18 protein-coding genes and 1 pseudogene are annotated in these 22,921 nt (G+C 71.5%); 9 read left to right on the forward strand and 10 right to left on the reverse strand.

Going from position 1 to position 22,921, the window contains the following annotated elements:
* Positions 1–129: 129 nt before the first annotated feature.
* A complete protein-coding gene (locus tag ACWCSV_RS17540; protein ID WP_451143085.1) occupies positions 130–1,644 on the forward strand; it encodes a sodium:solute symporter family protein in 1,515 nt (504 codons plus the stop codon).
* 52 nt (positions 1,645–1,696) lie between these two features.
* Here the strand turns inward: ACWCSV_RS17540 and ACWCSV_RS17545 are convergent, their stop codons facing one another.
* Both ACWCSV_RS17545 and ACWCSV_RS17550 read right to left on the reverse strand, forming a co-directional pair.
* The gene (locus ACWCSV_RS17545) at positions 1,697–2,908 is read right to left on the reverse strand and encodes an undecaprenyl/decaprenyl-phosphate alpha-N-acetylglucosaminyl 1-phosphate transferase (protein ID WP_451143087.1); all 1,212 of its coding nucleotides are present in this window, start codon (positions 2,906–2,908) and stop codon (positions 1,697–1,699) included.
* A 321-nt stretch (positions 2,909–3,229) separates the two neighbouring features.
* Positions 3,230–3,718: a carboxymuconolactone decarboxylase family protein gene (locus ACWCSV_RS17550; RefSeq protein WP_451143089.1), complete on the reverse strand. Its 489-nt coding sequence runs from the start codon at positions 3,716–3,718 to the stop codon at positions 3,230–3,232.
* 75 nt (positions 3,719–3,793) lie between these two features.
* Between ACWCSV_RS17550 and ACWCSV_RS17555 the strand changes: the two are divergent.
* A pseudogene (locus ACWCSV_RS17555) lies at positions 3,794–4,822 on the forward strand (pirin family protein); the annotation flags it as partial.
* 15 nt (positions 4,823–4,837) lie between these two features.
* Positions 4,838–5,179 carry a GNAT family N-acetyltransferase gene (locus ACWCSV_RS17560; RefSeq protein ID WP_451143121.1) on the forward strand — a complete coding sequence of 114 codons (342 nt, stop codon included), beginning with the start codon at positions 4,838–4,840 and terminating at the stop codon, positions 5,177–5,179.
* A gap of 143 nt (positions 5,180–5,322) precedes the next feature.
* On the opposite strand, the gene ACWCSV_RS17565 is transcribed toward ACWCSV_RS17560, so the two are convergent.
* The 5 genes from ACWCSV_RS17565 to ACWCSV_RS17585 form a co-directional block, all read right to left on the reverse strand.
* Positions 5,323–6,075 (reverse strand): ZIP family metal transporter, encoded by a 753-nt coding sequence (locus ACWCSV_RS17565; protein ID WP_451143091.1) that lies wholly within the window; start codon positions 6,073–6,075, stop codon positions 5,323–5,325.
* A 57-nt stretch (positions 6,076–6,132) separates the two neighbouring features.
* Complete coding sequence (locus ACWCSV_RS17570) at positions 6,133–7,275, reverse strand: hypothetical protein (protein WP_451143093.1); 1,143 nt, start codon at positions 7,273–7,275, stop codon at positions 6,133–6,135.
* Positions 7,276–7,398: 123 nt separating this feature from the next.
* The gene (locus ACWCSV_RS17575) at positions 7,399–8,931 is read right to left on the reverse strand and encodes a glycoside hydrolase family 43 protein (RefSeq protein ID WP_451143095.1); all 1,533 of its coding nucleotides are present in this window, start codon (positions 8,929–8,931) and stop codon (positions 7,399–7,401) included.
* A 171-nt stretch (positions 8,932–9,102) separates the two neighbouring features.
* Positions 9,103–10,554, reverse strand: a complete 1,452-nt coding sequence (locus ACWCSV_RS17580; RefSeq protein ID WP_451143097.1) for an RICIN domain-containing protein — start codon at positions 10,552–10,554, stop codon at positions 9,103–9,105.
* A 45-nt stretch (positions 10,555–10,599) separates the two neighbouring features.
* Positions 10,600–12,312: a pectinesterase family protein gene (locus tag ACWCSV_RS17585; RefSeq protein WP_451143099.1), complete on the reverse strand. Its 1,713-nt coding sequence runs from the start codon at positions 12,310–12,312 to the stop codon at positions 10,600–10,602.
* 159 nt (positions 12,313–12,471) lie between these two features.
* On the opposite strand from ACWCSV_RS17585, the gene ACWCSV_RS17590 reads away from it, so the two are divergent.
* Complete coding sequence (locus ACWCSV_RS17590; protein WP_451143101.1) at positions 12,472–14,601, forward strand: sigma-70 family RNA polymerase sigma factor; 2,130 nt, start codon at positions 12,472–12,474, stop codon at positions 14,599–14,601.
* 75 nt (positions 14,602–14,676) lie between these two features.
* On the opposite strand, the gene ACWCSV_RS17595 is transcribed toward ACWCSV_RS17590, so the two are convergent.
* A complete protein-coding gene (locus tag ACWCSV_RS17595) occupies positions 14,677–14,949 on the reverse strand; it encodes a hypothetical protein (protein WP_451143103.1) in 273 nt (90 codons plus the stop codon).
* Positions 14,950–15,423: 474 nt separating this feature from the next.
* Here ACWCSV_RS17595 and ACWCSV_RS17600 point away from each other — a divergent pair, with 474 nt between their 5' ends.
* The 5 genes from ACWCSV_RS17600 to ACWCSV_RS17620 all read left to right on the forward strand — a co-directional run bounded on the left by ACWCSV_RS17600 (position 15,424) and on the right by ACWCSV_RS17620 (position 21,058).
* Positions 15,424–15,750 (forward strand): plasmid stabilization protein, encoded by a 327-nt coding sequence (locus ACWCSV_RS17600; protein ID WP_451143105.1) that lies wholly within the window; start codon positions 15,424–15,426, stop codon positions 15,748–15,750.
* A 121-nt stretch (positions 15,751–15,871) separates the two neighbouring features.
* Positions 15,872–16,339, forward strand: coding sequence for a DUF5709 domain-containing protein (locus ACWCSV_RS17605; protein ID WP_451143107.1), 468 nt, complete (start codon positions 15,872–15,874; stop codon positions 16,337–16,339).
* A gap of 294 nt (positions 16,340–16,633) precedes the next feature.
* Entirely contained in the window at positions 16,634–17,080 is a 447-nt protein-coding gene (locus ACWCSV_RS17610; RefSeq protein WP_451143109.1) for an SRPBCC family protein, read from the forward strand.
* A 104-nt stretch (positions 17,081–17,184) separates the two neighbouring features.
* Entirely contained in the window at positions 17,185–18,822 is a 1,638-nt protein-coding gene (locus tag ACWCSV_RS17615; RefSeq protein WP_451143111.1) for a phytoene desaturase family protein, read from the forward strand.
* Between the two features lie 229 nt (positions 18,823–19,051).
* The gene (locus tag ACWCSV_RS17620; RefSeq protein WP_451143113.1) at positions 19,052–21,058 is read left to right on the forward strand and encodes a GxGYxYP domain-containing protein; all 2,007 of its coding nucleotides are present in this window, start codon (positions 19,052–19,054) and stop codon (positions 21,056–21,058) included.
* Positions 21,059–21,389: 331 nt separating this feature from the next.
* On the opposite strand, the gene ACWCSV_RS17625 is transcribed toward ACWCSV_RS17620, so the two are convergent.
* Both ACWCSV_RS17625 and ACWCSV_RS17630 read right to left on the reverse strand, forming a co-directional pair.
* On the reverse strand, positions 21,390–21,602 hold the full coding sequence (locus ACWCSV_RS17625) for a hypothetical protein (RefSeq protein WP_451143115.1): 213 nt from the start codon (positions 21,600–21,602) through the stop codon (positions 21,390–21,392).
* A 47-nt stretch (positions 21,603–21,649) separates the two neighbouring features.
* The coding region (locus ACWCSV_RS17630) for a glycoside hydrolase family 27 protein (protein WP_451143117.1) at positions 21,650–22,921 on the reverse strand (1,272 nt) is incomplete at its 5' end.

Genomic DNA, 22,921 nt, shown 5'->3' on the forward strand with positions numbered 1-22,921 from the left:
ACGCCCGGGGACGACAGCCTCCGGTTCCCCCACTCTCCTCCCGTGACAAGCCCGTCCTTGTGACGGGGCCGTCCTGGTGACGGGGCCGTCCTGGTGACGGGGCCGTCCCAGCAACAAGAAGGTATGCCCATGCATTGGCTCGACTGGGTCGCCGTCGGCGGCTACTTCCTGGTGATGCTGCTCATCGGCGTGTGGTCGCACCGGCGCGTCAGCGACGTCTCCGACTACTTCACCGGTGGCGGCAGAATGCCCTGGTGGCTGACCGGTATCTCGCACCACATGTCCGGCTACAGCGCGGCCGTGTTCGTCGCCTACGCGGCGGTCGCCTACGACTACGGCATCACCGTGTACGTCTGGGCGTTCCTGCCGCTGGCCGTGGGCACCGGCGTGGGAGCCTGGCTCTTCGCCCCCCGGTGGAACCGGCTGCGGCGGCGCTACAAGGTGGCCTCCCCGCTGGAGTACCTCGCCCGCCGCTACAACGTCCCCACCCAGCAGGCCCTGGCCTGGAGCGGCACGTTGCTGAAGGTTTTCGACGTGGCCGCCAAGTGGGCGTCGGTGGCTATCCTCCTGGAGGTCTTCACCGGGATGTCGATGACCCAGGGCATTCTGCTGACCGGTGTCGTCACCCTTCTGTACTGCACGGTCGGCGGTCTGTGGGCGGACGCCCTGACGGAGTTCGGACAGTTCGTCATCCAGGGGGTGGCCGCGCTGTCGATGATGTGGGTGGTGCTCGACCACCTGGGCGGCATCTCGGGTCTGGGCACCCTGTGGCACCGGCTCCCGGAGGGCCACACCGACCCGCTGGTCGGGCCGTACACCGCCGGCTTCCTCACCGCGTACGTCGTGGTGAAGCTCTTCGAGTACAACGGCGGCATGTGGAACCTGGCGCAGCGGTACATGGCCACCGACTCCCCCAAGTCGGCCCGGCGTTCGGCCGGTCTTTCGGCCGTCCTGTACCTCGTCTGGCCCGCGGTGCTGCTGCTGCCCGCCGTCGCCGCGCCGGTGCTCATGCCCCACATCAGCGATCCCCAGCAGACCTACGCGCTGATGGCGCAGTCCTATCTGCCGATGGGGCTGGTCGGTCTGACCCTCGCCGGGATGTTCTCCCACACGATGGCCATGGCCTCCTCCGACGCCAACGCCATCTCGTCCGTGGTCACCCGCGACATCCTGCCCGCCCTCGTGCCCGGCTTCCGGAACGCGGGCAACGAACGGACCCTGCTGGCGGCGCGGGTGGTCACGGTCGTCTTCATCGCGGTCTCCATGGTCGTGGCCATCGAGTCCGACCACTTCGGCGGAGTCCTCGGGATCGTCGTCGGCATGGTCGCGGCCGTGATGGGACCGATCTCCATCCCGATGCTGCTGGGGCTGCTGCCGGCGTTCCGCCGCTGCGGCTCGCGGGCGGCCCTGGCGTCCTGGGCGCTCGGTCTCGCGGGGTACTTCTTCGTCAAGTACGGCCTGGACGGGGCTTCCCAGACGACCGTGATCGTCACCCCGCTGGTCACCTCGCTCGTCGTCTACGCCGCGCTCGGCCTCCTGCTGCCGGAGCCGAACGCGGAGGCCGACGCGGTGGTGGCGGCCCTCTCCGGTCCGGAGTCCGGCGCCGGAGAGGCAGCCCCGCAGCCGGTGGCGGAACAGGTCTGACCCGGTCCGCGAGCGCCGCTCAGGTCGGCGCGGGCGGGTCGCTCCGGATAGGTCAGCGCCGGTCGCCGGCCAGGTCCGCGGGGCGTCCCTCGGCCGGCTTCCTGGTGGCGGCGATGTGCGGTGCGTGTGTGCGGGCGGGCGTCCCCGGCTTCGGCTCGGGGGCGCCCTGCTGCGTGGGGCCGGGCACGGTGGCCCTGTGACGCGTCGAGGAGGGCGATGGGGCCACCGGGGCTTCCGGGGAGAGGGCGGAGCCGGTGGGCTTGCGGCGAATGCCGGTGCCGGGCGCGGGCGGGGCGTACACCGGTACCCGCAGCAGGGCCACGACCGCGAGGGCGACGGCCGCGGGCAGCGCCAGGCCGACCGCCGGATGGAACACACCCGTGTGGATCAGCGTGCCGGTGGCGGTGCAGGCGGCCGTCGCCAGGATCAGCGTGACGGCAGCTCCCCGGGGCGTCAGACGGAGCCGGCGCAGCCGGTGCACGGCGTGGTCCTGTCCCGGTGCCAGGAGGGACCGGCCCGCTTTCCGCCGGGACAGCAGGACGAGGACCAGGTCGGCCAGGGCGACCGCCATCACCGCGGGTACGGAGATCCACGCGGCGCTCCCGGACGGCGCGCCGGCGAGCAGCGGCAGGACGGAGCCCGCCAGGAGGAAGCCTGTGTAACGCGATCCGCAGGATCCGTAGAAGACGCGCGCGGGCGGCCAGTTGTACGGCAGTACGCCGGACACGGAGGCGGCCACCACGGCGAGCAGCAGTACCGTCCCGGGGTGGTGGTCGACCGCCGCGCAGGTGAGCAGTCCGGCCGCGAGGACGACGGTCACTCCGGCCGCCGTGCCGTCGGAGCCGTCCAGCAGCTGGAGCGCGTGGGTGAGGACCACCACGAGCACGGCTCCGAACACCGCTGCCACCGGGGAGAGTCCGGAGAACGCCGCGACGAGTGCGGCCAGGGCGGTGTGGAGGACGAGTTCCGTCCGGGCGCCGACCGGGCGCAGCTCCTTCACCAGTCCGAGCACCGCGACGGCCGAGGACGCGGTGAGGAGGAGGCGCACCCCGAATCCGGGTTCCGGGAGGCCCAGCCTGGGTGCGGCGAGCATGACGCCGGTGGTCGCCAGGACCACCGCGACGCCCGTCCCGACGGTCCGCCGAGGCCCCCGGCGCCCGCCCTTGGCCGCGATGACCGGGGCAAGTCCGCGGACGACCGCGGTGAGTGCCACGGTGATCACCAGCGCGACAGCCCCGGAGATGATGACGCCGACCACGTTCACCTGCTCTGCCTTTCCTCGTTCCGGGCCCCGTGGCGTCCCGCGCCGGACGGGACGGCCCCGCACGGCGCCCTCGGAACGCGCAAACCGGGGCGGCGCACCGCGCCACCCGAGTGGAGTCGTTCCACAACCTAAGGTGCACATGTAGGGATATGCCCCAAATAACACGCAGAGGGGCATTTTGATTGGAGTTCGAGGAGAAACCGAACAGATGGTCACCTGACAAGATGACTACGCCGGACCGCCCGGGAGACGGTCCCGCGCAGCCCGGGAGACGGCCCCGCGCCGCCCCTCACCGCCCCGGGAGGTGGGTCCGCGTGCGCCTCACTGCCCCGGAAAAGCGCGCACCGGGTGCTTGCTCATGATGGAGACCCGGTTGAAGGCGTTGATGGTGACGGCCACCCAGATCACGGCCGCGATCTCGTCGTCGGAGAGGGTCTCCCGCGCAAGTGCGTAGGAGGCCTCCTGGAGCGCGGCGTCGGCGGGGTTCGTCGTCGCCTCCGCCAGGGCGAGGGCGGCTCGTTCCTGTGCGGTGAACACCTCGGTGTCGCGCCAGGCCGCCAGCACCCCCAGCCGCCGGCTCGTGTCGCCCGCGCGGAGCGCGGCGCGGGTGTGCACGTCCAGGCAGAAGGCGCATCCGTTGATCTGGGAGACCCGGAGGTTGACCAGTTCCACCAGGGTGCGGCTCAGCCCCGCCTCCTCCGCGGCGGCACGCACCGCGTCGGAGGCCGCCACCAGCGCGCGGTACGGCTTCGGGCTCTGCTTGTCGATGTAGACCCGCCGTTCGGCGCGTGCCGCCTCGGTGCCGTTCACCCGTGTCTCCTCACCGGGGCGCCTCGCCCCTCCACCACCCCGCACGCCCGGACGGGCGGCGGCTTACCATCGAGCATGATCGTTGAACATGAAAGCACCTTTGGCGGGAGCGGGACGCCGGGGAACGGGGGCACCGGTCCGGACCGGATCGTGCGGCCCGAGGAGACCGGAGCGGACGGCGGCCCGGCGGATGCGGCCCGGGTGGAGGTGCTCACCGCCCGGGACGTACCCCTCGGCGGCCCCCGGGCGATGACGGTACGGCGCACCCTGCCGCAGCGGGCCCGGACGCTCATCGGAGCCTGGTGCTTCATCGACCACTACGGCCCCGACGACGTCGCCGAGACGGGCGGAATGGACGTGGCGCCCCATCCGCACACCGGACTGCAGACGGTCAGCTGGCTGTTCAGCGGCGAGATCGAGCACCGAGACAGCCTGGGCAGCCACGCCTACGTGCGCCCGGGTGAGCTCAACCTCATGACCGGCGGACTGGGGATCAGCCACACCGAGGTCTCGACTCCCGGCACCACGGTCCTGCACGGCGTCCAGCTGTGGGTGGCGCTTCCGGAGGAGCACCGGAACACCGGCCGTGACTTCCGCCACCACGCCCCGGAGGCGGTGCGCGTGCCCGGCGCCGTCATCAGGGTGTTCCTCGGCTCGCTCGCCGGGGACACCTCTCCCGTACCGACGTTCACCCCGCTGCTCGGCGCCGAACTGGTCGTCGACCCCCGCACGACCGTCACACTGGACACGGACACCGCGTTCGAGCACGGTCTGCTCGTGGACCAGGGGAGCATCCGCATGGAGGAAACCCTGCTCAGTCCTGCCGAGTTGGGCTATGCCGGCCCGGGGAACAGCACGCTGTCCCTGACCAACGAATCGGACGCGCCCGCCCGGGCGGTACTCGTGGGCGGAACGCCGTTCGAAGAGAAGATCGTCATGTGGTGGAATTTCGTGGGCCGCAGCCACGAGGACATCGTCGAGGCGCGTGAAGCGTGGGAGGCGGCGTCGAGCCGCTTCGGTCACGTGGACGGCTACCCCGGCGACCGCATCCCCGCCCCCTCACTCCCGAACGCCGCCCTCTCGCCCCGCGGCAACCCGACCCGTACCGAAAGGCACTCCATGAGCCGGCCCGCCCCCACCCCGAGCGTCCAGCGCGTCGACGCCAGGCACCGTTACGAGATCCACGTCGACGGCGTCCGCGCGGGGCTGACCGCCTACCGCGACCGCGACGAACAGCGCGTCTTCTTCCACACCGAGATCGACGACGCGTTCGCCGGCCAGGGTCTGGCGTCCGTCCTCGTGGAGGAGGCGCTCAGCGACGTACGGGCCTCCGGCAAGCGGATCGTGCCGGTCTGCCCCTACGTGGCGAAGTTCCTCACGAAGCACACGGAGTTCGCCGACATCACCGACCCGGTCACCCCGGAGGTCCTGGAGTGGCTGGAGGCGGCCCGCTCCCATTAGGTCGTGTCCGGCGGATCACGGCCGGACACCACCCAGGGCTTTCGTCCGGATCAACCGGACCGGAGAGCGGGCCCACTGCCGTGTGTGCCGCGTGACGGCGGCACACCGGCGGCCCCGCTCCACCGGGCCCGCCCACTCGGGTCTCACCGGTGGGAGAGGGCGAATGACAGAAGGAAGCCGCTGGTGGTGACCAGCCCGCTCGCCAGATGCGCTTCCTCGAACGCCTCCGGGATCATCGTGTCCGCGATCATCGCCAGGATGGCCCCGGCGGCCACGGCTGTGACGTAGGCCGTGACCACGGGAGACAGTCCGCCGACCACCGCGTAGCCGAGGACCGCCGACACGGTGCAGGCCCCGGCGATCGCGCTCCACACCCCGAAGACGTACCCCTTGCCGCGCCCGGCTTCACGCATGCCCGCCGAACTCGACAGGCCCTCCGGAATGTTGCTGATGAAGACGGCGGCCACGGTCACCAGGCTCACCGATCCTCCGCCGTTGAGTCCGACGCCGATGACCGCGGACTCCGGAACGCCGTCCAACAGCGCGCCCAGCGCCAGCGCCATGCCGGAGCCCGCCTGCTGGGACTCGCTGGGCTGCCGGCGCGGCCCCGACCTCTTGCGGTGGCGGGCGCCCTGCCGGGCGAGTGCGATGTTCCCCGCCGTGTAGAGCGCGGCCCCGGCAGCGGTCCCGATCACCGCGGGAGCCAGTCCCGACTGCTCGTACGCCTCGCCCACCAGCTCGAACGAGACGGCGGACAGGAGCACTCCGGCCCCGAAGGCCATCACCGACGCGACCAGCCAGTGCGGCAACCGCCACGCGTACCCGACCCCGGCACCCAGCAACAGCGCCGAGCCGGCCAAGAGGCCCCAGCCACCTGCTTCCACGACTTCGATCATGCCCCGCGTCTACCCGCCCTCCGGCCCCGTACGGCAGCGGGTGCGCACAGTCGGCTCTCAGGACGACCGGGCCAGTTCGTGAAGCAACTGCCTTGCCTCCAGCAGGAGCTCTCCGCCCACAGCTGCCGCCGCCCCCTCCTGGAGGCGGAACGCTTCGGACAGTGCGCGCAGGGACACCCACGCCTCCTCGACCACCGGCCCCGCATGCCCGGAGCCCGGACCGTCGGAGGATGCGGGCGCACCCTCCTGACCGCAGACACGCGCCGCCTGGTCCAGCACGTCCGCCAGCTCGGCGAGGAAACGCGGGGACGGCCCGGGGAGCTCCGCCTCGCCGCCGCCGATCCCGCTCAACGTCCGCGTGACGGCGAGGACGCGCGAGGACACCCGCCCCCACCGCATGTCCTCCGAGACGGGCGGAGGCGGCGGACCCGTACGCCGCAGGCGCATGGCCGGATTCAGCCGGGCTCCCTCCATCGCCCGGGCGCGGGCCTCGGCCACCCCCTGGAGAGACAGCGCGAGACGCGTGGCCTCCGCGTCCCAGCTCCCCGCCCTGTCCAGTCCGTCCTTCTCCCGCAGACCGCGCGCCATGGCGCCCAGGAGATCCGAGGTGCCCCGGGCGAAACGGTCCAGCCGGTCGCGGACACTGCGCAGGTGGACCGGGGGCAGAACCAGCGCGTTGAGCGTGATGCCCACCGCTGCTCCGATCAGGGTCTCCAGTAGCCGGTGCCCCACCGTGAAGGCACTCGACGAGCCGGCGGTGATCACGAAGAGTGCCGTGGTGGCTCCCACGAGGCCCTGGTTCCCGAATCTGCGGTAGTTCCCGAGCAGGGTCATGAACGGCACCGTGAGCAGCATCGCGGCCATGGTCTGGTCCCGGGTGACCGCCATGGCCGCCGAGGCCCACACCGTGCCGACGGCGATGACCGCGCACTGCTGGAGGCCCGTACGCAGCGACTGGTAAACGGTGCCGCAGACCAGGGCGACGGCCGTCCAGGGGGCCAGCAGCGCCATCGGCGCCTGGAGCCACCACCCTGTGAGCGCCCACGCCGCGATGGCCGCCATCGCGGCCTTGAGGGACTGGACGAGCGTGTCACGCTCAGGACCGGCCTGCTCGAAGGCACAGTGCACGGATCGGCGTACCGTGTCCCGCTCCTGCCCCAGCCACAGCGCCGCGGCCGGCCACCGCACCTTCCGAGCCACCCCGCACACTCCCTCCCGGGCAACCGCCCGTGTTTCCCGACGCTCGTTCTCATGTGCCCTCGGAGCGAAGGGGAAACCGGTACCTCACCAGGCAGGACTCCGTTCCCACGGGTACGTACGGCGTCAGGCCGGGCTCAGCTCGAACCAGTCGAAGACCGCGCTCCCCCGGGTCGCGTACAGCCCGACGACCCGGCCGGTGAACCCGCCGGCGACCTCGGTGGTGAGGTAGCGGCCGTCCAGCTCGGCGAGGATCTCGAACTCCCCGTCCTCCGTCTCGTATCCGAGCCGCAGGGTGTCGGGGGCCCCGACGCGGAGGCCGGTACCGGCCTGCGGGCCGGCGCTGCGGACGGTGACCGTGGGCGGCAGGACGTCGGCGGTGGTCACGTCGATGCGCAGGGTCAACGGGCCTGCGGGTACGGCTCGTTCGGTGACTGCTTGGCGCAGCGGGCCGATCCGGGCGACCGCGCGCACCATGTCGCCCTCCCGCTCCACCTGGTAGTGGTGCGCCTCGTCGAGCCGTACGGCGAGGCCGCCCCGTCCGCCCTCGGGGACGTCGGCCCGGGTGCGCGCGACGCACTCCGGATCGCGCTGCCGGCATCCCACGAACACGGCGCCGGGCCGGTCCAGCGCCTCGGCGCGGGAGTTCAGCACGAGGTGTCCGGGCTTCGCGCCGAGGTCGACGGTCGCCGGGTCGCGGCGGCGCAGGGTCACCCACCGAGGGGCGAGCGCGGGGGCGTCGAAGTCGTCGCGGTGCGACTCCTCCGGCCACGGGTGCGGGGCCAGCTCGGGTCCTCGGGCGTGGAGTTCCACCGGTCCCGGCACGGGCCAGCCGTCCTCCCAGCGCACCGGAGTCAGGAAGGTCTCCCGTCCCATGCCGTGGAAGCCGGGGGTGTCGCCCCGGGGGCGGGTGCCGAGCAGCACCATCCACCAACTGCCGTCGTGGGCCTGCACGAGGTCGCCGTGGCCGGTGTTCTGCACCGGGTGGTCCGTACTGCGGTGGGAGAGCACGGGGTTGTCCGGGTGCGGTTCGAACGGCCCCGGGAGCGCGCGGGCGCGGGCCACCGAGAGGGCGTGCCCGCGTTCCGTACCACCCTCGGAGAGCAGCAGGTACCACCAGTCGCCGACGCGGTAGAGGTGCGGCCCTTCGGGGTACTGCAATCCGGTCCCCGACCACATCTCCACCGGTTCGCCCAGCAGTTCACCCGACTTCGGGTCGATACGCACGCCCTTGATCCCGTCGTGCGAGAAGAGGCACCAGCAGGTGCCGTCCTCGTCCCAGGCCAGGTCTGGGTCGATGCCGGGAATCTTGACGGGTACGGGGTCCGACCAGGGGCCGGCCGGGTCGGCCGCGGTCACCAGCACGGTGCCGGCGCCGCCGACCACGGTCGTGATCATCCAGAAGCGCCCGTCGTGGTGGCGCAGGGTGGGCGCGTACACGCCGGACGAGGAGGCGACGGTGTCGGAGAGGTCCAACTGCGCCGGGCTGTCGAGGGCGTGGCCGATCAGCCGCCAGTGTGTGAGGTCGCGACTGTGCCAGAGCGGCACCCCTGGCACGTACTCGAAGCTGGACGTCGCCAGGTAGTAGTCCTCGCCCGCGCGGCAGATGCTCGGGTCCGGGCTGAAACCGGGTATCACGGGGTTGTCGAAGTACGCCATGTCCATCCTCGGGTCGGGCCGTTGTGCGCGTCCTGCCAGGTCGTGGGGGGGACGTGCGGGTGTCGCTCCCGCATGGTGCCCCAGACCGTCGGCCGGCCCGCACCCGGCCCCCTCCCCGCCGGCACCCGTTGAACGGGTGCCGGCGGGGGCGTCCCGGAGGACGGGGACGGGTCAGCCGCCGATGTTGCTCTGCGGGCCGGCGTACTCCTTCAGCAGGGCGGGCACGTCCTTCGCCGCATCCAGGGTGTACGCGTAGTAACTGCTCGGGGTGAAGGTCGTCCCGTTCGTCACCTGCTTGCCGGTGCAGTTGACCATGACGCTGCCCGACTGGGTGAGGGACGCCGCCGTGGTGTCGATGTTGAAGGGGTTGGCGACGTTCTCGAAGTAGCTGTTCTCGATGACGGTCTTCGAGGCGCCCCGGGACAGGTTGCCGTAGGACGTGACGTTCTGCAGGTAGTTGTTGTAGAGGTGGGCGAGGGCCACGTTGTCGATGCTGGGGTTGCGCTGGTTGGTGTCGTGGATCCAGTTGTGGTGGATGGTCATCCGGGCGGTGACGTTGTCGGTCCAGCCGATGCCGAGGGCCTTGTTCTCTGTGCCCATGACGTTCCAGGAGATGGTGAGGTAGGTGGTGTCCTTGCGGCTGTCGATGAGGCCGTCGTTCATCCGCTCGATGCGGTTGTGGTCGATCCAGATGTGGTCGGCCGTGTCCATCTGGATGCCGTCGTAGTCGTAGACCTTGTCGTCCGGATCGTCGTCGGTCATCTGGGTGTCGCGGATGGTGAGGTTGCGGATGATGACGTTGTGGACGCCGGTGCCCAGGAAGAACCCGCCGTGCACGATCTCGCCCTTGGTGCCGACGCCGATGATCGTCTTGTCGGAGGTCACCGGAATCTCGCGGCCGTACGGGTCCACCGTGATCGCGGCGGCGACCTTGATGACGTACGGGCCGGCGGAGGTGGCGTACTTGACCAGGTCGGCGTAGGTCGTCACGGTCACGGTGCTGCCTGCCGCGCCGCCCGTGGTGCCGCCGCCGGTGGAGGCGAAGCCGTCCGCCTTGTCCGACCAGGACCGTCCGGTCGTGACCGCCTTGAAGGCCCACTGCTTGTTGGTGTTGGCGGTGCAGGTCTCCTGGATGACCGCGGTGCCGTTCGTGGTCGACGCGCCCTCGTCACTGATGCACAGACCACTGTTGACGTTCACGATCTGGAACGTCCCCGAGCCGCTCGCCACCAGCGTCCACGCCTGGTTCGTCTGACCCGCGCAGCTGTACTGCTGCAACCGCGTCCCCGACACCGTCGAGAAGTCCGGCACATCAATGCACTTGCCGCTGTGCACATTCACCAGCCGGTACGTACCCGAACCCGCCGAATCCAGCCTGAACTCCAGCCAGTCCGAATCGGCGGTGCACCCCCACTGCTGCAACAACGCACCGTTCGCCGTCGAAGCACCCGGCACATCGATGCACTTACCGCTCTTCGTCACCGCCAACTGGTACACCCCACCCGTCGCCGGCAACGTCGCGGCAGCGGCCGGCGACACCGCGCCACCCACCACCACCGCACACACCGCGAGCACGAACGCCGCGACAAGCGCACCGAACCTGGTGCCACTCCTGTTGAACATGGGTTCCCTCTTCTCATCCATCGGCAAAGGAAGTCGCGGGCCGGATCAGCGGACGGGGTTCCAGCCGTCGGTGCCCGCGAGGTACTTCTGCGGGGTGTAGGTGGCCGCCTGGGCGTCGGTGAGCTGCGGCCGGTTGGCGTTCACCGTGGCTCCCGCACCGGTGTTGCGGTACTCACGGAACCGGGCGTTCTGCCAGGTGCTCGTGGACATGTTCGTCCACGGCTGCGCGGTGGCGACGGCCGCCGAGAGCGTGCACTCGCGGTAGAGGACCTGGGCGTCCTGGCGCCACGGGCGGCCGAGTTGGGTGGTGTTGTTCACCGTGCTCGTGACGGTGGACCGGTAGAAGAGGAACCCGTAGGCACGCTCGGCGGGGGTGCTGGCCGCGGTGATGGGGCCGCCGGTGGTCCGCTTCTCGTGGATCCGGGTGCTGTCGAAGACCGCGATGCCACCTCCGTAGATGAAGTCCACCGTGCCTTCGACGTACGAATTCCACACGTAGACACGGGCGTTGTTGTTGACCAGGAAGGTGTCCTGGTCGCCGAGGAGCCGCACGCCGTCCAGCAGGGCCCGGTCGGCGTCGAGGTACAGCGCCAGCGCCTGGTCACCGGTGTCGGAGCTGTTCTCGTCGAAGTCGTTCGACATCGTCAGGTTGGTCGCGGTGAAGTCGTGGCCGAGGGCGACCACGGTGGCGCTGCCCGAGGTGCCGTAGTCGCCCGCGTTGCGGTTGCCGACGATCACCACGTCGTCCGGGGAGTCGCCCGTGCCCTGGAGCGTGATGTAGGGCTTGTTGGCGGGGATGGTCACGGCCTGCCGGTAGGTACCCGGCTTGATCGTGACGACGACCCGGCTCGCGTTGCCCGTCCCGACCGCGTCGACCGCCGCCTGCACGGTGGTGTACGTCCCGGTTCCGTCGGCCGCGACGGTGTTGTGCGTGGTGGAGACGGGCTTGAAGGCCCACTGCTTGTTGGTGTTGGCGGTGCAGGTCTCCTGGATGACCGCGGTGCCGTTCGTGGTCGACGCGCCCTCGTCACTGATGCACAGACCACTGTTGACGTTCACGATCTGGAACGTCCCCGAGCCGCTCGCCACCAGCGTCCACGCCTGGTTCGTCTGACCCGCGCAGCTGTACTGCTGCAACCGCGTCCCCGACACCGTCGAGAAGTCCGGCACATCAATGCACTTGCCGCTGTGCACATTCACCAGCCGGTACGTACCCGAACCCGCCGAATCCAGCCTGAACTCCTGCCAGTCCGAATCGGCGGTGCACCCCCACTGCTGCAACAACGCACCGTTCGCCGTCGAAGCACCCGGCACATCGATGCACTTACCGCTCTTCGTCACCGCCAACTGGTACACCCCACCCGTCGCCGGCAACGTCGCGGCAGCGGCCGGCGACACCGCGCCACCCACCACCACCGCACACACCGCGAGCACGAACGCCGCGACAAGCGCACCGAACCTGGGTGTGCTTCGGCGGCGCCGGTGTCCGTCGGCCGGGCCGGGTCGTACTGCGGGATCTCGCCTCATGCGCCTACTCCTTCGTGCGGCTCGTACGGCAGCGGGTCCGTCGCCCGGGTGCCGGCCGCGGCTGGAGGAGCCGCAGCGACCTGGTAGATGCGTGGGGCGGTGGGGGATAACAGAAATCTCCAGGAAACTTTTCCGGGAAAGAGCGGAGCTTCTTGTGCCCGACTTGGACGGGCCGACTTCGAGCCAGGAAACGCAGGCCGATGTCCGTTGCCCGCACGGGCGGCCCGCCATCCATCAACGTGCCTTCCCCACATGCCCGTTCATGCACGGACGGGCTTCCGGGCCGCCCGCACGACGTCTCGTAATCGATCTTTACAGCCCATCGGCGCTGTGCCACGATGCGGGCTCTTGGCGTGATCGATCGGATGAATGACCGGTGGGACAGAGACCATGGCAGAGCGCCGGACCGATACCGAGGAAGACGTCGCAGCCCTCGCGCACGCCGCACGGGACGGCGACCGGCGGGCGACGGAACGACTGGTCGCCCTGCATCTGCCCCTGGTCTACGGGATCGTCGGCCGGGCCCTGAACGGGCACACCGATGCGGACGATCTCGTCCAGGAGACCATGCTGCGGATCGTCCGCGGTCTGCCGAGGCTGCGCGAGCCCGACCGGTTCCGCTCGTGGGCGGTGGCCATCGCGTACCGCGAGATCCAGCAGTACCAACGGCGGGCGGCGGGCGGGAACTCCACCCGCCGCGATGTCGAGTCCGTGCCCGACCCGCTGCCGGACTTCGCCGAACGCACGGTCGCCGAACTCGCGTTGACCGGCCAGCGCCGCCATCTCGCCCGCGCGGCCGGTTGGCTCGAACCCGCCGACCGGCAGGTGCTCGCCCTCTACTGGGAGGAGGCGTCGGGACGCCTCACCCGGTCCGAAGTCGCCGCCTCCCTCGGCCTCGACCGCCGGCACACGGCCGTGCGGGTCCAGCGGATGAAGGACAGGCTTGCGGCTGCGCGCACCCTGGTGCACGCCTTGGCGGCCACCCCGCGCTGTCCCGGTCTCCTGTCCGAGGCGCGGGGGTGGGACGGGACGAGCAGTGCCCTGTGGCGCAAGCGCCTCGCCCGTCATGTGCGGGACTGCCCGCAGTGCCGGGCGCACGGGAGCGGCCTGGTCCCGCCGGAGAACCTGCTGCCCGGCATCGGGCTCGTCGCCGTGCCCGCGGCGCTGCTGGTGTGGCTCCGCGACACCGCCGCCTCAGCCGCGTCCGCGGCCCCTTCACTGCTGGACCGGCTGCGCGAGCCGCTCACCGCGGCCGGAGCGAAGGCGAAGGCCGTGGCCGTGGCGGCAGCGGCGGTCACCGTCGGGACCCTGGGCCTCCTGCTGTGGCAGTCGCCGGCCTCCCCGCCGTCGGCCGCTCCGGCGCCCCGGGCCTCGGTACCCGTACGGGGCGTTGCCACGGCCTCCTCCACGCCCGGCAACGACGTCGCCGCACTGGAGCTCTACGTCGCCCCGGACGGGTCGGACAGCGGTGACGGAAGCCTCGCGCATCCGTTCGCCACGCTCGGCAAGGCGGTCGCCCTGGTGCGGCCGGGCGGGACGATCCTGCTGCGGGGCGGCACCTACCGTCCCACCGAGGCCGTGGAGATCACCACGGATGCGGACGCGCGACACCGCATCACCCTCACCAACTACCCGGGGGAACGTCCGGTCGTGGACGCGTCCGGCATCCCCCGGACCTCCTGGGCGATCACCCAGACGGCCGACTACTGGACCGTACGAGGGCTGGAGATCCACGGTTCCGCCAGCCACGCGTACGTCTGCCGGGGCTGTGCCCACACCGTCTTCCAGGGCCTCTCCTTCCACGACAACGCGGAGTCCGGTCTGACCCTGCGTGACAACGGCACCGAGGCCGACTCCGTACTCGACAGCGACTTCTACGCGAACCACGGCACCGAAGACCACGGGCGCAGCGGTGCCGGGCTCGCCCTCGCGTTCGGGTCCGGGTCGGGCAATGTCGTGCGGGGGTGCCGCATGTACGACAACGCGAACGACGGCCTGGACCTGGGCGGGTTCACCAGCCCGGTGACGGTGGAGAGCAACTGGTCCTTCGGCAACGGGGTGAACCGGTGGCAGGACGCCGACTGGCAGGGCAACGGCAACGGGTTCACGTTGGGCGGTGGCCACAGCCGGGCCGCCGTCGCCCATGTCGTACGGAACAACGCCGCCTGGGAGAACACCGGTCTGGGGTTCAACGACGAGGGCAACCCCGGCCGGATCTCGCTGACCCGCAACACCGCCTACCGCAACGGCGTGGACGGTTTCCACCTCCCCACCGCCGCCGCCGTGGCGCGGGCCAACGCGGCGGTCGCGAACGGTCGGGACGTCGCGCTGGGGGACGCCGTCCGGTCCACCGGCAACACCTGGGACGGAGGTGGCGACGGGGCCGCACCGTTCGTCTCGACAGACCCGGACACGGCACGGGCACCCCGGTCCGCCGACGGCGCGCTTCCCCGTACGGAGTTCCTCGCCCCACGTGGCGGAAGCGGTACGGCGCCGGGGGCGACGATGACCGCCCCCTGATCCCCGTCACCGGCCGGCGGTGGGACCGGCACGCGTGCGGGCACGGGCGCGGGCAGGTGCGGACCCGGGCGGCGGTCAGAAGGGTGCCGGGCCCTCTCCGCTGATCCTGGCGCTGCCGCTTTCGGCATCCATGTCGATCCGGGCCCTCCCCCGTCGGCCGTCCGGCATCAGGATCACGACCCCGCCGCTCTGCACCGCCGGCCAGAACGAGAACTGCAGGCCGTCGGCGTGGACCGTGCCGGACCAGGGACCGGGCGTACCGCCTCCCCCGGCACTCAGCATGGCCAGGACGGGGGTCTCCTCGTCACCGAGGACGAGCGTGGCAGGGCGTTCGTAGATGCTGGTCATGAGTCCAGCGTGCCCGGCGAAGCAGAGATGACGCAGCCCCGGGGCGATGCGCGCTCCGGGGGTGGCAGGAGGGCCGCCGCCGCGCTCGGGATCCCGCCGGTGCGTGGAGTGAGGCGCGCGAGCCCTTCTCCACGCACCGGCGTCCTCAGCAGCATCCCCAGGCCCGGCTACTCCATGCGTACCGCCGGTCACCGGACGAGGTGTCCGGTGGCAGAGCGGCGCACATCATGGCCCCCGGGCGCGCAATACGCCTCCTTCGGCCCATCTCACTCCCCCACGGCGCTCTCCCGGGCTCCCCGGACGAAGGCGGGCGAACGGGGCGAGAGGCCTTTTCCGGGCCACCGTTGTTTAGTGGAAGCAGTTCCCGGAAACGCGGGTCAGCGTCCCTTCACGACGACGCCCCCGCCGCCGGCCGGGCCGCCGACGGGGACCCGACCCGGGACGACGGGACGACGGGACGGAAAGGACTGGGCCATGCCCGCTGGATCCAACGCGAAGCGCGAACGCCAGTACGAGCACATCAAGGAGAGCCAGCAGGAGCGGGGGACCTCCGAGTCCCGCGCCGAGGAGATCGCCGCCAGGACGGTGAACAAGCAGCGGGCCCGGTCCGGCGAGTCGGAAACGGCGAGCAGGACGTCGACCGAGGACAAGAAGTCCGCCTACCAGCGTGGCGGCGAACGCTCCCATCAGGGCGCGCAGGGCCCGACGCGGGACCAGCTCTACGCGGAGGCCAAGAAGAAGAACATCGACGGGCGCTCCTCCATGAACAAGGAGCAACTGCGGAGGGCGCTCGGCCGCTGAAGCAGCCGCCCCCCGCCGTGGCAGCACGAGCGGTGCGGGGCCACGCACCCGCATCCTCCGGCGCACCAGCGGCGGGCGGGTGCGCCGATGCCCGTCCCACGGATATGTGAAGGAGCAAGCCATGCCGGAACAGGCACGCGGCGACGATGTCTACCAGCCGCAGGAGGACGGCCAGGATCCGCCCAACGACGAGCTCGACATGGAGGACGCGCTCGGCGAACGGACCCTGGACGACCAGATGGAAGAGGGCTACTCCCCTCCCGAACGCCCGCTGGCGGTGAACAAGTACGGCACGACGGGGGCCGAGGAGCGCCGCGGCGAATCCCTGGACCAGCGGCTCGCGCAGGAGGTCGCCGACGTCGAACCGCCGGACGGCGACGGCATCGGCGACCTCACCGGGGGCGAGGGCGAGCCGGAAGCCGGGATCGAGGGCGGGTCGCGGGCCGGCCGTCTCAGCCAGGCCGACGACCCGGCCGGCCGGCACACGGACGTCTTCGCCGAGGACGTCGGCGTCGACGGCGGAGCCGCCTCGGCCGAAGAGGCCGCCGTGCACGTGGTCGACGAGGAGGGCGGCGACGGAGGCCGCTGAGCGTGCCCCGGGGCGGCCGGCGTCCCAGGGAGCCGTGTACCCGCGGTCGAGCGCGGCCGGACGTCCGGCGCTCGCCCGCGGGCGCGGGCGCCGCTCTGCGGGATCGCCGCGAGCGCGGTTGAATCGAGAGTGGGGGCGAGGGCCGCCGCGCAGCGAGGCCGACGGGGCGCAAAAAGGCCCATGAGGCACCGAAGACGACGAAGCGCCGGGAATCCCCACGCGACGGAACGCCCGCTCGTACGGGGTTCACGCACCGGCCGCGGCAGCACCGGGCTCACCGACCCGAGGAGGATCATGGCTGTCCGTCACCATCTCATCGACCGGCCGCCGGCTGCGGTGTGGGACGTGCTGGAGGACCCTGCCCTCTACGGGGAGTGGGTGGTCGGGACCGAGCGGTCCCGGCCGGAGTCGGGCGTGTGGCCGGAGGTGGGGTCCTCGATCACGTACGTCCTACGTGTGGGTCCGAAAGAGGTCACCGGACGCACGGTGGTCCGCCGCATCGACAGGCCCGGCGCGCTGGAGCTGGAGGCGAGCGGCGGCCCGCTGGGGTCGGCGCGCATCGCCTTCGACATCCGACCCTGGGGCGAGAAGACGCTCGTCATCGTCGACGAGCACCCACTGAGGGGCCTGGGAGCCACCCTGCACAACGCGCTGCTGGACACGGTGCTCCAGATCCGCCACCGCAGCATGCTGGCGCGGCTCGCCCGGCTCGTCGAGGAGAAGTCCCGCCCACCGGCCTGACGGCCAACGGCGGGCCCGACACGGCCCGGCGCGGCACGCGGCGGCGCGGCACGCGGCATAAAAGCACGACACGGCGAGACTGCATCGCACCGAAGGGCGGCAGCATGGTCGACGCGGTGGTGATCGGAAGCGGCCCCAACGGGCTGGTCGCGGCGAACGTCCTGGCCGACGCGGGCTGGAGCGTCGAGGTCCTGGAGGAACAGCCGGAACCGGGTGGTGCCGTCCGCAGTGACCGGGAGGTCCACCCCGACTACGTCAGTGACATGTTCAGCTCGTTCTACCCTCTCGCCGCGGCCTCCCCCGTGCTGTCCGCCCTGGACCTGGGCCGGGAGGGCCTGCGCTGGAGCCACGCACCGCATGTGCTGGCCCATCCGCTGCTCGACGGCTCCTGCGCGGTGCTGGACCGTGACCGGACGGTGACGGCGGGCGCCCTGGACGGCTTCGCGCAGGGGGACGGCGAGAGCTGGCTCGGTCTCTGCCACGTCTGGGACCGGCTCGGCGACGACATCGTCAAGGCCCTCTTCTCCCCCTTCCCGCCCGTCCTCGCCGGAAGCGTGCTGGCGGCACGGCTCCGGGCCGCGGGCGGGCTCCGGCTCGCCCGCAGCCTCGTACTGCCGGTACGCCGGCTGGGGGACGAGGAGTTCCTCGGCGAGGGGGGCAGACTGCTGCTGGCCGGCAACGCGTTGCACGCGGATCTGGCGCCCGAGGCGGCCGGGAGCGGCGGTTTCGGCTGGCTGATGGCGATGCTCGGGCAGTCCTACGGCTTTCCCGCACCGGTCGGGGGCGCCGGGGCCCTGACCGAGGCGCTGGTGCGGCGGTTGCGGTCGCGGGGCGGCGCCGTGCGGTGCGGGCAGCGGGTCACCGAGGTGGTCGTGCGGCAGGGCCGCGCCGTGGGCGTCCGTACGGCGTCCGGGGAGGGCGTTCCCGCCCGGCGGGCGGTGCTCGCGGACGTGTCGGCACCCAGCCTGTACACGTCGCTGGTCCCGGCGGAGCACCTGCCGCCGCGGATCTTCGACGACATGCGCCGGTTCGAGTGGGACTTCGCCACGTTCAAGGTGGACTGGGCGCTGGACGGTCCGGTGCCGTGGAGCGCACCGGCCGCCGCCGGGGCCGGCACGGTGCACCTGGCGGAGGGCGTGGACGAGCTGACCCGGTGGGCGGCGCAGATCGCCCGGGGCCTGATTCCAGACCGGCCGTTCCTCCTCTGCGGGCAGATGACCACCGCGGACGCGACGCGTTCGCCGCTGGGCACCGAGTCGGCGTGGGCCTACACGCACGTGCCGCACCGGGTAAAGGCGGACGCCGGGGCGGACGGGCTCACGGGCGCGTGGGACGCCGGAGAGCGGGAGCGGATGGCGGACCGGGTGGAGCGGCAGGTGGAGCGGTACGCCCCCGGGTTCCGCGACCGCGTCATCGCCCGGCGGATCCTGTCGCCGGGCGCGCTCGAAGCGGCGGACGGCAACCTCCGCAACGGCGCGATCAACGGCGGAACGGCCTCGATGCACCAGCAGTTGGTGTTCCGTCCGGTACCGGGCACGGGCCGCCCCGAGACGCCGGTGAAACGGCTGTACCTGGCCTCCGCCTCCGCCCATCCGGGCGGCGGGGTGCACGGCGCCCCCGGGGCCAACGCGGCCCGGGCCGCGCTCCGTTCCGGGCGTGGCGGTGGCGCCGCACTGTCCGCCGCACAGCGCCTGCTGGCCCACCGCGGGCGGACGGGCGAGACCGGCCGCCGGACACCGTAACGCTGCGGCGCCCGCCCACCGCCGTTCGGTCGCGCCCGCCCCGTACCCCGGGTCAGCATTGCCGTGAAGTGGGCCAAACAGGGGTGCGCCAAGGGTGGTTCCTTGCGCGCACCATGGACAACACCGCGGCCCGGCACTACGTTCACCCCTTGCTTGACAACGATGTCACCAGATCTGACAACGATGTCTCGCTCCAGTCGCCCCCTCCCCCAAGGAGCAGTGATCGCCGATGGTGTCCCGAAGAACTCTTCTGCAGGCGGGCGGAGCAGCTCTCGCGGCCGGCGGTCCCGGGATCCTCTTCTCCCCTCGGGCCGGTGCGACGGAGAACCGTGCCGCGGCTCGCCTGTTGCCGTCGTTCGGCCGCCCCACCCGGCTCGACGTCGCCGATGTCGGCGCCCTCGACGGAAACGACCAGCTGCTTCTGACGACCCTTCAGGGGGTGGTCAACCGCCGGGGCCCTCGCCTCTATTTCAACTTCGACAGCAGCGGAGTCGACTCCGACTGGCTGTCCGGTACCGGCGCACGCGTCACCCGTCACGACCGCGCGCTGGATCTGGTCTCCCGCTACCGTGGCGAGATACGCGGCGCGATCCTGCACGATCCCGGCGTACCGGACTCCGTGAACGTCGCGACCACCCTGGCCGGCCTGGAGAACGCCGTCGCCGCCACCGCCGAACAGGCCCGTACGTACGGCCTGAAGACCGTGGCCGACCTGCGCGGCCGTTTCGACGCGGACGACGTACTCGCCACGTATCGCTGGCAGTTGGAGCATCTCTTCCCGCGCTGCACCCACACGCTGCTGGCCGGGCTGCCGCCGGCCCGGACGGTGCAGACCGCCCACGTGAGCTGGCGCGAGATCGCGCGGGAGACCGAGCGCGTCCGGGATTCGTCGAACCGGCAGGTCCGCACCTTCGACGTGAGTGCGGAACTCTCCGGCGGGGACGGCGTCTTCCTCCGCTTCCAGGACTCGTTCGGCGACGACGGCTGGGGCGCTTCGGTCGGTTCGGTCGCGGTGAAGGCGGACGGCCAGGTGATCGCCTCCTTCGCACCCGGTACGGAGGCCGAGGCGCCGTTCCTCTTCGACGGCTCCAACTCCTCCATCGGCGGGGACGCCAACCGGTTCTCCGACGGGGGCGGTTACTTCATCTACCACTTCACCCCGCCGCCCGGTACCCGGCAGCTCCTGGTCGAGGCCGACGTGTGGAACCAGTACCTGGTGTCCGCGACCGCCACCCCGCCGACCCGGGTCGAGCCGTTCCCGTACTTCCGGGACTACGCCGTCGCGAGCCGGGCCATGGTGGTCTGGCTGCCTCCGTCCGGCGAGACGGGCGCACTCCTCGACGAGGTCTTCGGCCGGGTCGAGCCCACGACCCCGTACGCCGGCTGGTTCTCCAACGACGTGGCGGGCGAGTGGGGCGGCGTCGACCGGGCCTCCCAGCACGGCATCGAGGTGGTGCCCGCGGACTTCTTCATGAACGGCACCGTGCACGCCGGGGTGTCCGCGAAGATCTCGGACAAGGTCCGCACGAGGCCGAAGGCCAGGCTCGGCAACCGCGTCTACCTCACCCTCACCTTCGGTGAGGGCGACAACATCCAGTACTGCCAGCGCCACATGCGCACGATCTGGGAAGACCCCGCGCGGGGCAGCGTGCCGCTCAACTGGACGGTCAGCCCACTGCTCGCGGACATCGGCCCCGCGCTGCTGGCGTACTACCAGAACACTGCCACCGCCAACGACCTGCTCATCTCCGGCCCCTCCGGCGCCGGTTACACCTACCCGGGCTCCTGGCCCGCCGAGGCGCTGGACGCCTACACCGAACTCACCGGACGCTTCCTGCGCCGGACCGGCATGGACCTGGTGTACGCGTACAACCAGCGCAGCACGACGGGCGACGGATGGATGCCGTTCGACGAGCGGATCGCCGACTCCTACCGGCGGAACACCCCACTGCGCGGTGTCGTCCAGTCCTGGGAGACCGGGGACCTGCGGACCAGGCCGGCCGGCCTGCCGGTGATCGGCAACTTCTATCCGCAGGGGAAGGCCGCGGAGTACCGGGACGGGCTGCTGAAACACATTGAGGGCTGGGACGGCACCGCTCCCCTGTTCGTCGCGGGTGCGATCAACGCGTGGAGCTGGACGCCGGGCGATGCCGCCGAGCTGGTCGAGCTGCTCGGCTCGCCGTTCGAAGTGGTGCGCGCAGACACCTTCTTCGACCTGATGAACCAGGCTCGCTGATGAACCGGGCCGGCTGATGAACCGGGCGGAGCGCGGCCCCCGGCGCTGATGCGGGGGCGCGCCCAGCGGTACGCGAGGGCCCTGCCATCACCGTGCGGTGGCGGCAGGGCCCTCGGTCGGAGCCGTGATGGTTCAGCCGATGCGGGCCGCCGCGCGTGCGGTGATGCGCGGGAACAGCGGGGCGGCGGTCGCCGGCACCGTCCCCGGGCCGTACACCAGGGTCGCTCCGTTCGGGAGCCTGAGCGCGCCGACCACGGTACCGAGGTCGATGCCGAGGTGGATTCCGGAGGAGTTCAGGGAAACCAGCAGCGGGGCTTCCTGCGGGGCGACTTCAGCGGTCGGTGGTGTACCCGGACGCCAGGTTGCCGAGGACGCCGCCCGGTCCGTACAGGAAGAGCAGTGGTACGCCCAGCGCGGTCGCGGCGGTGAGGCTACCGATGACCACGGCCATGGCCCGGGCCCGGAGTTCGGATCGTACGAGCGCGGCGGCGACCATCCGGCTGACGAGCAGTAGTCCGGTGACCTGCCGGAACGGCGTGCGCACGGACGCGCACACGCCGGGCCGGCAGCCGTTCCGGGCCTCAGGTGGTGTCAGCCCAGACTCCACTTCTGGTTGGCGCCACCGTTGCAGTTCCACAGCTCCAGCGCGGTCCCGTTGACGTTGCCCGCGGATTTGTCGCCGCCCGTGACGTCGAGGCAGAGGCCCGACTGGGTTCCGGTGACGGTCCCGTCGGGGTTGAGCTTCCATTGCTGGTTGGCTCCGCCGTTGCAGTTCCAGAGCTGCACCGCGGTGCCCGGTGCGGTCCCGTTGTCATCGGCGTCGACGCACGCCGACCCGCCGTAGAGGCGCAGTTCACCGGCCGCGGTGAGGGTCACGGCCTGGTTGGCCCCACCGTGGCAGTCCCAGATCTCGACCTTCGTACCGGGCTCCGTCCCGCCGCCCTCCGCGTCCAGGCAGCGCTGGGAGGAGGCGCTGATCAGCGGGTGGGTCGTACCGGTGCTGCTGCCGGTGCCGGCCGAGACCCGGTACATCACCGTGCCGTGCGCGGGAACCGAGGCGCTTATCGTGCCGCTCGTCGACGACACCGCCTTGGACCACAGGTTGGCAAGCCGGTAGGAGGACGCGGCAGGCAGTCCGGCGGCCGCCGCGGTGGTGCTGACGGTGGCGGTGGAGGCGTTCTCGTTGGTGAGGGTGACCGCGCGGTCGCCGTTGGCCAACTGCTTCGACATCACGACGAGTCCGCCGGAGGAGGAGACGACGGTGCCCTGCTTGCCCAGGGGGTCCTGGTCGACGGCGATGACGTCGGTGTTCTTCAGGATGGTCAGCGTCGCCGGGCTCGCGCTGCGGATGTCGCTGCCGATGAGCAGGGGTGCGGCCATCTGGGACCAGAGGCTGAAGTGGGTGCGGTACTCGGTGTCGGTCATCCCGCCGTTGCCGACCTCCAGCATGTCCGGATCGTTCCAGGCGCCGGGCTTGGCGTACTGCGCCCTCGTCTGGTTCTCGTGGGCGATACCGATCATGGAGGACCACGAGTCGTTGATGTCGCCCGTGGTGCGCCAGGAGTTGCCGAGGGACGGCGCCCAGTTCCAGGGCTGGTTGGAGCCCCACTCGCAGATGCTGTAGAGGATCGGGCGGCCGGTGGCCTTCAGCGCGTCACCCATCGCCTTGTACCGGGCCTGCGCGTCCACGCCGGTGTTGTTGCAGTTGTCGTACTTGAGGTAGTCCACACCCCAGGAAGCCCACAGGTCGGCGTCCTGCTGCTCGTGCCCGAGGCCGCCGGGGAACCCGTTGTCCGCACAGGTCTTGGTGCCCGCGCTGGAATAGAGGCCGAACTTCAGCCCCTTGGAGTGCACGTAGTCCGC

This window comes from Streptomyces sp. NPDC001770 (assembly GCF_053596135.1).